This window comes from Pseudomonas anuradhapurensis, from assembly GCF_014269225.2.
Lineage (GTDB): Bacteria > Pseudomonadota > Gammaproteobacteria > Pseudomonadales > Pseudomonadaceae > Aquipseudomonas > Aquipseudomonas anuradhapurensis.
Map to the genome: position 1 here is coordinate 1,862,089 of NZ_CP077097.1, position 12,508 is coordinate 1,874,596.

The following is a 12,508-nucleotide window of genomic DNA, read 5'->3' on the forward strand; positions in this document are numbered from 1 at the left end:
GGAGCCAGCACTGTTGGAAGCTATAGCCTTAGCTTAGCCGTTTGCCGGCGGCGGGTGAAAGCACTGTGCTTGTATCGGGATATTAAGTTCGACCAGTTGTCGCCCAACCCTGGTCTACCGGCCAGGCAGATGCCGTCCGGGGCCAAGTCAGGTAGAATGCGCGCCCGATTTATGGAGACCAACATGACCCTGCTCAAATTCAGCGATGTGTCCCTTGCATTCGGCGCCATGCCGCTGCTGGACCACGTGTCCTGGCAGATCGCTCGTGGCGAGCGGGTGTGCATCATCGGCCGCAACGGCACCGGCAAGTCGAGCATGCTGCGCCTGGTCAAGGGCGAGCAGAAGGGTGACGACGGCGAGATCTGGCGTGCCCCGGGGCTGAAGATCGGTGAGCTGCCACAGGAGCTGCCGGTGGCCGACGAGCGCACGGTGTTCGACGTGGTGGCCGCCGGCCTGGATGGCGTCGGCGAGTTGCTGGCGCAGTTCCATCACCTGAGCCTGAATATCCAGGGCGATGAAGACCTGGAAAAACTCATGCACGTGCAACACGAGCTGGAAGCCCGTGACGGCTGGCGCCTGCAGCAGGTGGTGGAAAGCACCCTCAGCCGCCTGCAACTGCCGGCCGACAAGACCCTGGCCGAGCTGTCCGGTGGCTGGCGCCGCCGTGTGCTCCTGGCCCAGGCACTGGTGTCGGAGCCGGACCTGCTGCTGCTCGATGAGCCGACCAACCACCTGGACATCGGTGCCATCGCTTGGCTCGAAGAGGCCCTGCGCGGCTTCAACGGCGCGGTGCTGTTCATTACCCACGACCGGTCCTTCCTGCAGAACCTGGCCACCCGCATCCTCGAGCTGGACCGTGGCGGCCTGATCGACTGGAACGGTGACTATGCCAGCTTCCTGGTGCACAAGGAGGCCGCGCTGGCCGCCGAGGAAACCGCCAACGCGCTGTTCGACAAGCGCCTGGCCCAGGAAGAGGTATGGATCCGCCAGGGCATCAAGGCCCGCCGTACGCGCAATGAAGGCCGGGTGCGCGCACTCAAGGCTTTGCGTGTGGAGCGCAGCGAACGCCGCGAGCGCCAGGGCAAGGCCAACATCCAGATCGAGGCGGCGGAAAAGTCTGGCAAGCAGGTGATGGTGCTGGAGAACGTCAGCTTCCATCACCCGGACGGGCCGATGCTGGTGAAGGATTTTTCCATGGTCCTGCAGCGCGAGGACCGCATCGGCCTGCTGGGTGCCAACGGTACCGGCAAGACCACCTTGCTCAAGCTGATGCTCGGCGACCTGCAGCCGACCTCGGGCAAGGTCGAGCGCGGGACCAAGCTGGAAGTGGCCTACTTCGACCAGATGCGCCACCAGCTCGACCTGGAAAAGACGGTGATCGACAACCTGGCCGAAGGCCGCGACTTCATCGAGATCGATGGCCAGAACCGCCACGTGCTGAGCTACCTGGGCGATTTCCTGTTCAGCCCGCAGCGTGCCCGTACGCCGGTCAAGGCGCTGTCCGGTGGCGAACGCGCACGGCTGTTGCTGGCCAAGTTGTTCAGCAAGCCGGCCAACCTGCTGGTGCTGGACGAACCGACCAACGACCTGGACGTGGAAACCCTCGAGCTGCTCGAAGAGGTGCTGTCCAACTACAAGGGTACCGTGCTGATGGTCAGCCACGACCGGGCCTTCCTCGATAACGTCGTCACCAGCACCCTGGTGTTCGAGGGCGAGGGCAAGGTGCGCGAGTACGTGGGGGGTTATGAAGACTGGATCCGCCAGGGTGGTTCGCCGAAGTTGCTGGGCGTGACCGAGAGCAAGGGCGGCAAGTCCGAGCTCAACAGCGCGGTGGTCGAAAAGGTCGAGGCCAAGCCTGCACCGGCGCCGGTTGTTGCGGCGGCCGATGCCTCGAAGAAGAAGCTCAGCTACAAGCTGCAGCGCGAGCTGGAGATGCTGCCTGGGCAGATCGACGAACTGGAGCAGCGCATGGCCGAAGCTCAGGAAGAGGTGAATGCGGCGGGCTTCTATCAGCGGCCGATTGCGGAAACCTCGGCAGTGCTGGCGAAGATCGAGAAGCTACAGGCCGAGCTGGATGTGCTGGTCGAGCGCTGGGCCGAGCTGGAAGGCTGATCGGCGTCAGCCTGGGCCGGCGTCTTCGCGGGCTTGCCCGCTCCCACAGGTCCTCCACAGATTTTCAGCTCTGTGCAGTCCCTGTGGGAGCGGGCAAGCCCGCGAAAGGGCCGGTACAGGTCAAATCATTCTTTTTTCTGCAGCCTTACCGCCAGCACATCGCACGGCGCGCCATGCAGCACATCATTGGCCGTGGAACCCAGCAGCAACGCCAGGCCATGGCGGCCGTGGCTGCCGACCACGATCAGGTCGCACTTCTGGTCCTTGGCCAGCTGGTGGATTTCCTGGCGCGGCTGGCCATAGGTCAGGTGCGAGTCGCCGCGGTGGATGTCCGGGTACTTGTTGAACAGGCGTTCCATGCGCTCCTTGGCCTGGTCGAACTGCTGCTGTTGCAGTTGCGACAGGTCCATGGGTACGTCACCGCCGAACGCCATGGCCATCGGCTCGACGATATGTACCAGTGAAACCTTGGCATTTGACGGTGTCGCCAGCGCCATGGCGCGTTTGATCACCGGGTCGCATTCTTCGGTCAGGTCGACGGCGACCAGAAGATGTTCGTATTGCATGAGCGGAACTCCTGACAATCGCGATAGAAGAAGTATGGTCGCTTTCGGGCGGGTCTTCCGTGAAAAATGGCTAACCGGCTCATTTGCAACGTTTTATGGGAACTACTGATATGACGGTATTGCTGGTGGTGTCAATCCTTGCGCTGATTCTCAGCCCGCTTTCCTGGTTGCGCACCTCGCGCAAGCAGAGCGAGCAGATGAAGCTGCGCCTGGAGGCGCGGCGCATGGGCCTGGCCATGCAGTTGGCGCCGCAGCAGTGGCCGCACTGGCTGGAAAGGCCAGCGCCAAGCCCATGCCCGCAATACCATCGGGCGCGCCGTCGCGGGCATGAGGACAGCTTCAGCTTCTGGCAGATCAGCCCCGGGGTGTGGTGGAACCAGTGGCGCGAGCCATGTGAAGACCCACGGTTCATGGAGCCCTTGGCGCGCTTGCCCGCGAGCGTCTACAAGGTCGAAGCCGATGCGCGGATGATTGCCCTGTACTGGACCGAGCGTGGCGATACGGCTGTGTTGCAGGATGTTGCCTACGTCCTCGAAACGCTGGCCTGAGGCCTGTCATGCACGGGCCCTGTAGGAGCGGCCTTGTGTCGCGATGGGGCGCGCAGCGGCCCCGGTTTTTTGCGCCATAGCTGAAATTGCCGGGGCCGCTCTGCGGCCCATCGCGACACAAGGCCGCTCCTACAAGGCTATGCGGCGCTGTGGAACCTCTGTAACGACAAAGCGGCGGCTTGGCATTCCCCTGAAGGGATAGGGTGCCAAGTCGCCGCTTTGCGTTCTGCTGCGCAGAAAAGGCCAGGCAGGCCGGGTATTCATCAAGCAAGTGGCAGTGTAGCCGCCAGGCATTGTCGCGCAAGCTGAAAAACACCGCGCTTCACCGTCGCCTATGGTCAATCGCTGACATGAATGGTCAGCGATCACTGTCATCATGTTTTGTACCTGAGCGATACAAAATGACTGGAAAGTCGCGTTTTCACCCGGCTCGTGAGCATTTGACAACGCCGATCTTTTCGGAGAATGTGTGCACACCCAAATCAAACGGGCGTATGAATTGAGCGTTTGTATGTCAGCGCGCCAAGCCATACTTCCGAATAGCGCGCTGACGGGTGTGCCTGGGGCAGGGCAGCTAGGCCTGCTTTTGCTGCAGCGATCGGCGTGTACGTTCAGCTTCCATATCGTGGAGATCAGTTGATGATTTACGAAGGTAAAGCCATCACGGTTAAGGCTCTTGAAAGTGGCATCGTCGAGCTCAAGTTCGACCTCAAGGGTGAGTCCGTCAACAAGTTCAACCGCCTTACCCTGAACGAGCTTCGCCAGGCCGTCGATGCCATCCAGGCCGACGCCTCGGTCAAGGGCGTGATCGTCAGCAGTGGCAAGGACGTGTTCATCGTCGGCGCCGACATCACCGAGTTCGTCGACAACTTCAAGCTGCCCGAGGCCGAACTGGTCGCCGGCAACCTGGAAGCCAACCGCATTTTCAACGCCTTCGAAGACCTCGAAGTGCCGACTGTGGCCGCCATCAACGGCATCGCCCTGGGCGGTGGCCTGGAAATGTGCCTGGCCGCCGACTACCGGGTCATGTCCAGCAGCGCCAAGATCGGCCTGCCGGAAGTCAAGCTGGGTATCTACCCGGGCTTCGGCGGCACCGTGCGCCTGCCGCGCCTGATCGGTCCGGACAATGCCATCGAGTGGATCGCCGCCGGTAAGGAAAACCGTGCCGAAGACGCGCTGAAAGTCGGGGCCGTGGATGCCGTTGTCGCGCCTGAACTGCTGATGGCCGGTGCGCTCGACCTGATCAAGCGCGCCATCAGTGGCGAACTGGACTACAAGGCCAAGCGCCAGCCCAAGCTGGAAAAGCTCAAGCTCAACGCCATCGAGCAGATGATGGCCTTCGAGACCGCCAAGGGCTTCGTCGCTGGCCAGGCCGGCCCGAACTACCCGGCACCGGTCGAAGCCATCAAGACCATCCAGAAGGCTGCCAACTTCGGCCGTGACAAAGCCCTGGAAGTGGAAGCGGCAGGCTTTGCCAAACTGGCCAGGACCTCGGTTGCCGAAAGCCTGGTCGGCCTGTTCCTGAACGACCAGGAACTCAAGCGCAAGGCCAAGGCCCACGACGAAATCGCCCACGACGTGAAGCAGGCGGCCGTGCTCGGCGCCGGTATCATGGGTGGCGGCATCGCCTACCAGTCGGCGGTCAAGGGCACCCCGATCCTGATGAAGGACATCCGCGAAGAAGCCATCCAGCTGGGCCTGAACGAGGCTGCCAAGCTGCTTGGCAACCGCGTCGAGAAGGGCCGCCTGACCCCGGCCAAGATGGCCGAGGCGCTCAACGCCATTCGCCCGACCCTGTCCTATGGCGATTTCGCCAATGTCGACATCGTCGTCGAGGCGGTGGTCGAGAACCCGAGGGTCAAGCAGGCCGTGCTGGCCGAAGTCGAAGGCCAGGTGAAGGACGATGCGATCCTCGCCTCGAACACCTCGACCATTTCCATCAACCTGCTGGCCAAGGCGCTCAAGCGCCCGGAAAACTTCGTCGGCATGCACTTCTTCAACCCGGTGCACATGATGCCGCTGGTGGAAGTCATCCGTGGCGAGAAGTCCAGTGACGTGGCGGTCGCCACCACCGTGGCCTACGCCAAGAAAATGGGCAAGAACCCGATCGTGGTCAACGACTGCCCGGGCTTCCTGGTCAACCGCGTGCTGTTCCCGTACTTCGGCGGTTTCGCCAAGCTGGTCAGTGCCGGTGTCGACTTCGTGCGTATCGACAAGGTCATGGAAAAGTTCGGCTGGCCGATGGGCCCGGCGTACCTGATGGACGTGGTCGGCATCGACACCGGCCACCACGGTCGTGACGTGATGGCCGAAGGCTTCCCGGACCGCATGAAGGACGAGCGTCGCTCGGCCGTCGATGCCCTGTACGAGGCCAACCGCCTGGGCCAGAAGAATGGCAAGGGCTTCTACGCCTACGAAACCGACAAGCGTGGCAAGCCGAAGAAGGTCGCCGATGCCAGCGTGCTTGATGTGCTCAAGCCGATCGTCTTCGAGCAGCGTGAAGTCAGCGACGAAGACATCATCAACTGGATGATGATCCCGCTGTGCCTGGAGACTGTGCGCTGCCTGGAGGACGGTATCGTCGAAACCGCTGCCGAAGCCGACATGGGCCTGGTCTACGGCATTGGCTTCCCTCCCTTCCGCGGTGGCGCGCTGCGCTACATCGACTCGATCGGTGTGGCCGAATTCGTTGCCCTGGCCGATCAGTACGCCGACCTGGGGCCGCTGTACCACCCGACCGCCAAGCTGCGTGAAATGGCCAAGAACGGCCAGCGCTTCTTCAACTGAGCGGTCAACGAGCTAGAGCGAGAGATTTGATATGAGCCTGAATCCAAGAGACGTGGTGATTGTCGACTTCGGTCGCACGCCAATGGGCCGCTCCAAGGGTGGCATGCACCGCAATACCCGTGCCGAAGACATGTCGGCACACCTGATCAGCAAGCTGCTGGAACGCAATGACAAGGTCGACCCGAAAGAGGTCGAGGACGTGATCTGGGGCTGCGTCAACCAGACCCTGGAGCAGGGCTGGAACATCGCCCGCATGGCCTCGCTGATGACCCAGATCCCGCACACTTCTGCAGCTCAGACCGTCAGCCGCCTGTGCGGCTCGTCGATGAGCGCGCTGCACACCGCCGCCCAGGCCATCATGACCGGTAACGGTGATGTGTTCGTGGTCGGTGGCGTGGAGCACATGGGTCACGTCAGCATGATGCATGGCGTGGATCCCAACCCGCACCTGTCCCTGCACGCCGCCAAGGCCTCGGGGATGATGGGCCTGACTGCGGAAATGCTCGGCAAGATGCACGGCATCACCCGTGAGCAGCAGGACCTGTTCGGCCTGCGTTCGCACCAGCTGGCCCACAAGGCCACGCTCGAAGGCAAGTTCAAGGACGAAATCATCCCGATGCAGGGCTATGACGAGAACGGCTTCCTCAAGGTATTCGACTTCGACGAAACCATTCGCCCGGAAACCACCCTCGAAGGCCTGGCCTCGCTCAAGCCGGCGTTCAACCCCAAGGGCGGTACCGTCACTGCCGGCACCTCGTCGCAGATCACCGACGGTGCCTCGTGCATGATCGTCATGTCCGGCCAGCGCGCCATGGACTTGGGTATCCAGCCGTTGGCCGTCATCCGTGCCATGGCAGTGGCCGGTGTCGACCCGGCGATCATGGGCTACGGCCCGGTGCCATCGACCCAGAAAGCCCTCAAGCGTGCCGGCCTGACCATGGCCGACATCGACTTCATCGAGCTCAACGAAGCTTTCGCTGCACAGGCCCTGCCAGTGCTGAAAGATTTGAAAGTACTCGACAAGATGGATGAGAAGGTTAACCTGCACGGCGGCGCCATTGCCTTGGGCCACCCGTTCGGTTGCTCCGGGGCACGGATTTCCGGCACCCTGCTCAACGTCATGAAGCAGAATGGCGGTACCCTGGGGGTGGCGACCATGTGTGTCGGCCTCGGCCAAGGCATCACCACTGTCTTCGAACGCGTCTGATCGCGTTGCGGACAGCGACCGGGGCCTTGTGCCCCGGTTTTGTTTTTTTCAGGTTTTTTTCAAGAGGGTGGGCAACATGCAGATACAACCAGGCATATACCGGCATTACAAAGGGCCTGAGTACCGTGTCTTCAGTGTTGCACGGCACTCCGAAAGCGAAGAGTGGATGGTGTTCTACCAATGCCTGTATGGTGATTACAGCTTCTGGGTACGGCCACTTTCGATGTTCCAGGAGTCCGTCGAGGTTGACGGCGAGCAGGTGCCACGCTTTGCTTTGGTCAAGGCCGAAGAGGGGCTGTCCGGGCTGCCGGGCAAGTCGCAAGCGTGATAGTCCGAACTTGACCTCACACTTTTGCCACTATATATAGCGGTGCCGCGTCTGGCACCTGACGCGTTTTTTATCTTCAGATTCAGGAATACTCCGATCCATGGGCAAATCGCTGGTCATTGTGGAATCCCCGGCCAAGGCCAAGACCATCAACAAGTACCTGGGCAACCAGTACGTGGTGAAGTCGAGTATCGGCCATATCCGAGACCTCCCCACCAGCGGTTCGGCCAGCGCCAGCAAAGAGCCGGCCGCCAAGCGTGGCAAGGCTGCGGCTGAGGCTCCGGCGCTGTCGCCGAAGGAAAAGGCCCGGCGCCAGCTGGTCGCACGGATGGGCGTCGACCCTGACCACGGCTGGAAGGCCAAGTACGAAATCCTGCCCGGCAAGGAAAAGGTGATCGAAGAGCTGCGCCGCCTGGCCAAGGATGCCGACACCATCTATCTCGCAACCGACTTGGACCGCGAGGGGGAAGCCATTGCCTGGCACCTGCGCGAGGCCATTGGCGGCGACGACAGCCGCTACAAGCGCGTGGTGTTCAACGAAATTACCAAGAAGGCCATCCAGGATGCCTTCTCGCAGCCGGGCGAACTGGATATCGACCGGGTCAACGCTCAGCAGGCGCGGCGCTTCCTTGACCGTGTGGTCGGCTACATGGTTTCGCCACTGCTGTGGGCCAAGATTGCCCGCGGCCTGTCCGCCGGCCGTGTACAGTCGGTGGCGGTTAAGCTGGTGGTGGAGCGTGAACGCGAGATCCGCGCGTTCATCCCGGAAGAGTACTGGGAAATCCACGCCGACCTCGGCACGGCCAAGAACGCCAAGGTGCGCTTCGAAGTGGCGCGCGAGAAGGGCGAGGCCTTCAAGCCGCTGAACGAAGCCCAGGCCATGGCTGCGCTGGAAAAGCTCAAGGCCTCCAGCTACAGCGTGGTCAAGCGCGAAGACCGTCCGACCAGTAGCAAGCCTTCGGCACCGTTCATTACCTCCACCTTGCAGCAGGCGGCCAGCAACCGCCTGGGCTTCGGGGTGAAGAAAACCATGATGATGGCCCAGCGCTTGTACGAAGCTGGCTACATCACCTACATGCGTACCGACTCGACCAACCTGTCGGCCGACGCCCTGGACATGGCGCGCAGCTACATCGAGCGTGAATTCGGCAAGCAGTACCTGCCGGATGCACCGCTGGTGTATGGCAGCAAGGAAGGCGCCCAGGAGGCGCACGAAGCGATTCGTCCTTCCGACGTCAATACCCACCCGACCAAGCTCAGTGGCATGGAGCGTGACGCCGAGCGCCTGTACGAGCTGATCTGGCGCCAGTTCCTGGCGTGCCAGATGCCGCCGGCGCAGTACCTGTCCACCAGCGTCACCGTGGCTGCTGGCGACTTCGAGCTGCGCGCCAAGGGCCGTATCCTCAAATTCGACGGTTACACCCGTGTGCTGCCGCAGCAGAGCAAGCCGGGCGAAGATGACGTGTTGCCGGAGATGGTCCAGGGTGAAGCGCTAAAGCTGATTCAGATCGACCCGAGCCAGCACTTCACCAAGCCACCGGCGCGCTTCACCGAAGCCAGCCTGGTCAAGGAAATGGAGAAGCGCGGCATCGGCCGTCCGTCGACCTACGCGGCTATCATCTCGACCATCCAGGACCGTGGCTATGTGACCCTGCACAACCGCCGCTTCTACTCGGAAAAGATGGGCGACATCGTCACTGAGCGCCTGTCCGAGAGCTTCTCCAACCTGATGGACTACGGTTTTACCGCCGACATGGAAGAGAACCTCGACGACGTGGCCCAGGGTGAGCGTGACTGGAAGAACGTGCTCGACGAGTTCTACGGTGACTTCAGCAAGAAGCTGCAGACTGCCGAGTCCAGCGAAGACGGCATGCGCGCCAACCAGCCGACCATGACCAACATTCCGTGCAAGGAATGTGGCCGCCCGATGATGATTCGTACTGCCTCGACCGGCGTATTCCTCGGCTGCTCGGGCTACAGCCTGCCGCCGAAAGAGCGCTGCAAGGCTACCGTTAACCTGGTGCCGGGCGATGAGATTGCCGCCGACGACGAGGGTGAATCGGAATCCCGTGTGCTGCTGGGCAAGCACCGCTGCCCGATCTGCGCCACGGCGATGGATGCCTACCTGCTGGACGAGAAGCACAAGCTGCACATCTGCGGTAACAACCCGGATTGCGCCGGATATGAGATCGAAGAAGGCAACTATCGCATCAAGGGCTACGAAGGGCCGAGCCTGGAATGTGACAAGTGCGGCAGCGAGATGCAGTTGAAGACTGGCCGCTTCGGCAAGTTTTTCGGTTGCACCAACCCGGCCTGCAAGAACACCCGCAAGCTGCTCAAGAGCGGCGAGGCGGCGCCACCGAAGATGGACAAGGTGGATATGCCTGAACTCAAGTGCGAGAAGGTCGACGACACCTACGTGCTGCGTGATGGCGCTTCGGGGCTGTTCCTGGCTGCCAGCCAGTTCCCCAAGAACCGTGAGACGCGTGCGCCGCTGGTGCTGGAAATCGTGCCGCACAAGCACGAGATCGATCCGAAGTACCACTTCCTGTGCGATGCACCGCAGAAGGATCCGGACGGCCGGCCTGCGGTGATCCGCTACAGCCGCAAGACCAAGGAGCAGTACGTGCAGTCTGAAGTCGATGGCAAGCCGACCGGCTGGAAGGCGTTCTACGACGGTGGTGCCTGGAAGGTTGAAGACAAGCGCTGATCCTTCAGTGCTGTGATTGGGGCCGCTTTGCGGCCCTAATCATTTATGATGCAGCTATCCGCCTTGCAGCCTTATGGGAGGGCACCGAGATGGCCCAGGAACTCTACACCCGCACCAACCAGAAACTGTTCTTCGCCGGCCTCGCCTTGGAGTCCATGGCCAAGGCCGAGCAAAGCCAGGCGATGAACGCCCAGGGCCTGGTCCAGGCTGAGCGTGAATCGGCGCTGTTTCACCTGTACGGCGCGCTGCTGGGGCTGTGCCATGAGATTGGTGGCTTCTACCGCTTGCCTGTCGTTGCTACTGTCGAGCAAGCGCTGGCCGACGACGCCCTGAACGGCATCGCCATCCCGGAAGTGGCCGAGCTGCTGGAACTGGCCCGCCAGCGTGAAACCTGGCTGGCACAGATGCTAGGTGCTTATGCCGATTTGTTCCGACCACCGGTCGCGAAGAAAACACCAAAAACCGACGTTACCCAGCCGCTGATCCAAGCTGTCAATCTCGATGAGCCCGAGCATCCGGCGCTGTCACGTGCAGAACTGGAAAGCTGGCGCAGCAACCTCAAGGGCCTTGTAAGACGTTTCCGTGATGCGTTGAGTGAGTGCTGATAACCGCTACGGCTGGTACAATGCTGGCCTTTCGCGGAGAACTGCCATTTATGTCTACGTCGTTTCTGGAAATTGTCGAGTTGCCTGATGGCCGCATCGAACTGCGTCGCGCCGAGGATGAGGGCTCTCTGGTAACCTTGGATTTCTCGGAAGACGCCAAGGCGTTCCTGCAGGGTCAACATGTGGAAGTGGCCAAGGCCATGCTCAGTGTGGGCGTGCAAATGGCCGGTCGCCTGATGGATGGCGAACTCGAGCGCGATGAGGGGCCGCGCGTGCTGCACTGACAGGCAGCGCGGCATCAGGTGTCATGTAGCAACAGGCAAAGCCTGAACATCAGCCGAGGCGGATGTTCAGGCTTTGTGCGTTTCCGGCGCTGGCGGCACGCAGCAATTGCTGGCGTGCCGTGGCATTCACATTGCCGAGCCAGCTGACCACGGTGTGGCTGCGGCCCAGGCGCAGCGCTTCGCAGGCCAGTTGCAGCGGGCTTTGATTGCCGCGAGGGTGCAGCAGCAGGATGCGTTCACGGTTGAGCCCGGCGTCGCGCAGCCAGGCCTGGGTCAGGCTCGAAGGCGGAGCGATCAAGGTCAGCCAGCGGGCCTCGTCCTCTTCGCTCAGCTCGCGCAGTACCGGTGCCAGCAGGCTGTGGCAGTGCCCGGGAGCACCGCGTAGCGACAGTTCGCTGAACAGCTCGGGCTGGCTGCTCTTGCGTGCCAGTTCAGTGGTTTTCAGGCCTGGCAAGACTGGCTGGGCGAGGAATGCTTCGAACAATGGCAACTGGGCTTGCTCGGGTGCGTGAATGAACTGCTGCATGACGCCTCCTGGATCAGCGGCGAATGACGCCGACGCTCAAACCCTCGATCACCAGTTCCTGTTCTTTCAGGTCGACTTCGATAGGGGCGAATTCGGGGTTTTCGGCAAGCAACCAGACCTTGCTGCCTTCACGCTTGAAACGCTTGACGGTGACTTCGTCGCCGATACGCGCCACGACGATCTGGCCGTTGCGTGCTTCGCGGCAGGTATGCACCGCCAGCAGGTCGCCATCGAAGATACCGACGTCCTTCATGCTCATGCCGTGCACGCGCAACAGATAGTCGGCCTGGGGGTGGAAAAAGTCGGGGCTGATATTGCAGGATTGCTCGATGTGCTGTTCGGCAAGGATCGGCGCACCGGCGGCGACCCGGCCGATGATCGGCAGGCCGCTTTCTTCGGCCTTGGCCTCCAGGCCAGGGATGCGAATGCCGCGAGAGGCGCCCGGGGTCATTTCGATCGCGCCCTTGCGGGCGAGGGCCTTGAGGTGTTCCTCGGCGGCGTTGGGCGACTTGAAGCCCAGCTCCTGAGCGATCTCGGCGCGGGTTGGCGGGAAGCCGTTGTCTTCCAGGCAACGCTTGATGAACGCGAGAATTTCGGCTTGGCGTGGCGTCAGTTTCAACATGTTGGGCGCTCTGTCTTTTTGTACAGTGCCTGGGATTATATACAGTACTGGATGCGCTGCAAGTTACCGGCAGCAAGAAAACTGCGAAACGCTGCTGCAGGCCCCGGCGTGCGCCGCTGCTGTTTTGAGGCTTGCAGCGTGAAGCGCGTCGCCTTTTAATGGCGACCGACCGGTCACCGAGCCTTGACAGAAGCAGGGCTGAAACGTATGTTT

Annotated in this window: 11 protein-coding genes; 8 read left to right on the forward strand and 3 right to left on the reverse strand. The window is 61.8% G+C overall.

Features of this window, described 5'->3' with window-relative positions:
• Positions 1 to 183 precede the first annotated feature (183 nt).
• On the forward strand, positions 184 to 2,112 hold the full coding sequence (locus HU763_RS08650; RefSeq protein ID WP_170029087.1) for an ATP-binding cassette domain-containing protein: 1,929 nt from the start codon (positions 184 to 186) through the stop codon (positions 2,110 to 2,112).
• A gap of 125 nt (positions 2,113 to 2,237) precedes the next feature.
• Here HU763_RS08650 and HU763_RS08655 read toward each other — a convergent pair whose 3' ends face one another.
• Positions 2,238 to 2,678 carry a universal stress protein gene (locus HU763_RS08655; RefSeq protein WP_186678717.1) on the reverse strand — a complete coding sequence of 147 codons (441 nt, stop codon included), beginning with the start codon at positions 2,676 to 2,678 and terminating at the stop codon, positions 2,238 to 2,240.
• Positions 2,679 to 2,788: 110 nt separating this feature from the next.
• Between HU763_RS08655 and HU763_RS08660 the strand changes: the two genes are divergently transcribed.
• From HU763_RS08660 to HU763_RS08690, 7 genes are all read left to right on the forward strand, one after another.
• Positions 2,789 to 3,226, forward strand: coding sequence for a hypothetical protein (locus HU763_RS08660; RefSeq protein WP_170029089.1), 438 nt, complete (start codon positions 2,789 to 2,791; stop codon positions 3,224 to 3,226).
• Positions 3,227 to 3,865: 639 nt separating this feature from the next.
• Positions 3,866 to 6,013, forward strand: coding sequence for a fatty acid oxidation complex subunit alpha FadB (fadB, locus tag HU763_RS08665; RefSeq protein ID WP_186690493.1), 2,148 nt, complete (start codon positions 3,866 to 3,868; stop codon positions 6,011 to 6,013).
• A gap of 31 nt (positions 6,014 to 6,044) precedes the next feature.
• Complete coding sequence (fadA, locus tag HU763_RS08670; RefSeq protein ID WP_186690495.1) at positions 6,045 to 7,220, forward strand: acetyl-CoA C-acyltransferase FadA; 1,176 nt, start codon at positions 6,045 to 6,047, stop codon at positions 7,218 to 7,220.
• A 76-nt stretch (positions 7,221 to 7,296) separates the two neighbouring features.
• The gene (locus HU763_RS08675; protein WP_186690497.1) at positions 7,297 to 7,548 is read left to right on the forward strand and encodes a DUF1653 domain-containing protein; all 252 of its coding nucleotides are present in this window, start codon (positions 7,297 to 7,299) and stop codon (positions 7,546 to 7,548) included.
• A 100-nt stretch (positions 7,549 to 7,648) separates the two neighbouring features.
• Positions 7,649 to 10,258, forward strand: a complete 2,610-nt coding sequence (topA, locus tag HU763_RS08680; protein ID WP_186678706.1) for a type I DNA topoisomerase — start codon at positions 7,649 to 7,651, stop codon at positions 10,256 to 10,258.
• A gap of 89 nt (positions 10,259 to 10,347) precedes the next feature.
• The gene (locus tag HU763_RS08685; protein WP_031324481.1) at positions 10,348 to 10,863 is read left to right on the forward strand and encodes a DUF6586 family protein; all 516 of its coding nucleotides are present in this window, start codon (positions 10,348 to 10,350) and stop codon (positions 10,861 to 10,863) included.
• 50 nt (positions 10,864 to 10,913) lie between these two features.
• On the forward strand, positions 10,914 to 11,147 hold the full coding sequence (locus tag HU763_RS08690) for a hypothetical protein (protein WP_004376430.1): 234 nt from the start codon (positions 10,914 to 10,916) through the stop codon (positions 11,145 to 11,147).
• 49 nt (positions 11,148 to 11,196) lie between these two features.
• Here HU763_RS08690 and sulA read toward each other — a convergent pair whose 3' ends face one another.
• Positions 11,197 to 11,673: an SOS-induced cell division inhibitor SulA gene (gene sulA, locus HU763_RS08695; RefSeq protein ID WP_170029095.1), complete on the reverse strand. Its 477-nt coding sequence runs from the start codon at positions 11,671 to 11,673 to the stop codon at positions 11,197 to 11,199.
• A gap of 13 nt (positions 11,674 to 11,686) precedes the next feature.
• Positions 11,687 to 12,295 carry a transcriptional repressor LexA gene (gene lexA, locus HU763_RS08700; RefSeq protein WP_114170995.1) on the reverse strand — a complete coding sequence of 203 codons (609 nt, stop codon included), beginning with the start codon at positions 12,293 to 12,295 and terminating at the stop codon, positions 11,687 to 11,689.
• Positions 12,296 to 12,508: the final 213 nt, after the last annotated feature.

Coding starts and splice junctions, on each gene's coding strand:
- HU763_RS08650 (WP_170029087.1), top strand. CDS start 184: ATGACCCTGCTCAAATTCAGCGATGTGTCCCTTGCATTCGGCGCCATG.
- HU763_RS08655 (WP_186678717.1), bottom strand. CDS start 2,678: ATGCAATACGAACATCTTCTGGTCGCCGTCGACCTGACCGAAGAATGC.
- HU763_RS08660 (WP_170029089.1), top strand. CDS start 2,789: ATGACGGTATTGCTGGTGGTGTCAATCCTTGCGCTGATTCTCAGCCCG.
- fadB (WP_186690493.1), top strand. CDS start 3,866: ATGATTTACGAAGGTAAAGCCATCACGGTTAAGGCTCTTGAAAGTGGC.
- fadA (WP_186690495.1), top strand. CDS start 6,045: ATGAGCCTGAATCCAAGAGACGTGGTGATTGTCGACTTCGGTCGCACG.
- HU763_RS08675 (WP_186690497.1), top strand. CDS start 7,297: ATGCAGATACAACCAGGCATATACCGGCATTACAAAGGGCCTGAGTAC.
- topA (WP_186678706.1), top strand. CDS start 7,649: ATGGGCAAATCGCTGGTCATTGTGGAATCCCCGGCCAAGGCCAAGACC.
- HU763_RS08685 (WP_031324481.1), top strand. CDS start 10,348: ATGGCCCAGGAACTCTACACCCGCACCAACCAGAAACTGTTCTTCGCC.
- HU763_RS08690 (WP_004376430.1), top strand. CDS start 10,914: ATGTCTACGTCGTTTCTGGAAATTGTCGAGTTGCCTGATGGCCGCATC.
- sulA (WP_170029095.1), bottom strand. CDS start 11,673: ATGCAGCAGTTCATTCACGCACCCGAGCAAGCCCAGTTGCCATTGTTC.
- lexA (WP_114170995.1), bottom strand. CDS start 12,295: ATGTTGAAACTGACGCCACGCCAAGCCGAAATTCTCGCGTTCATCAAG.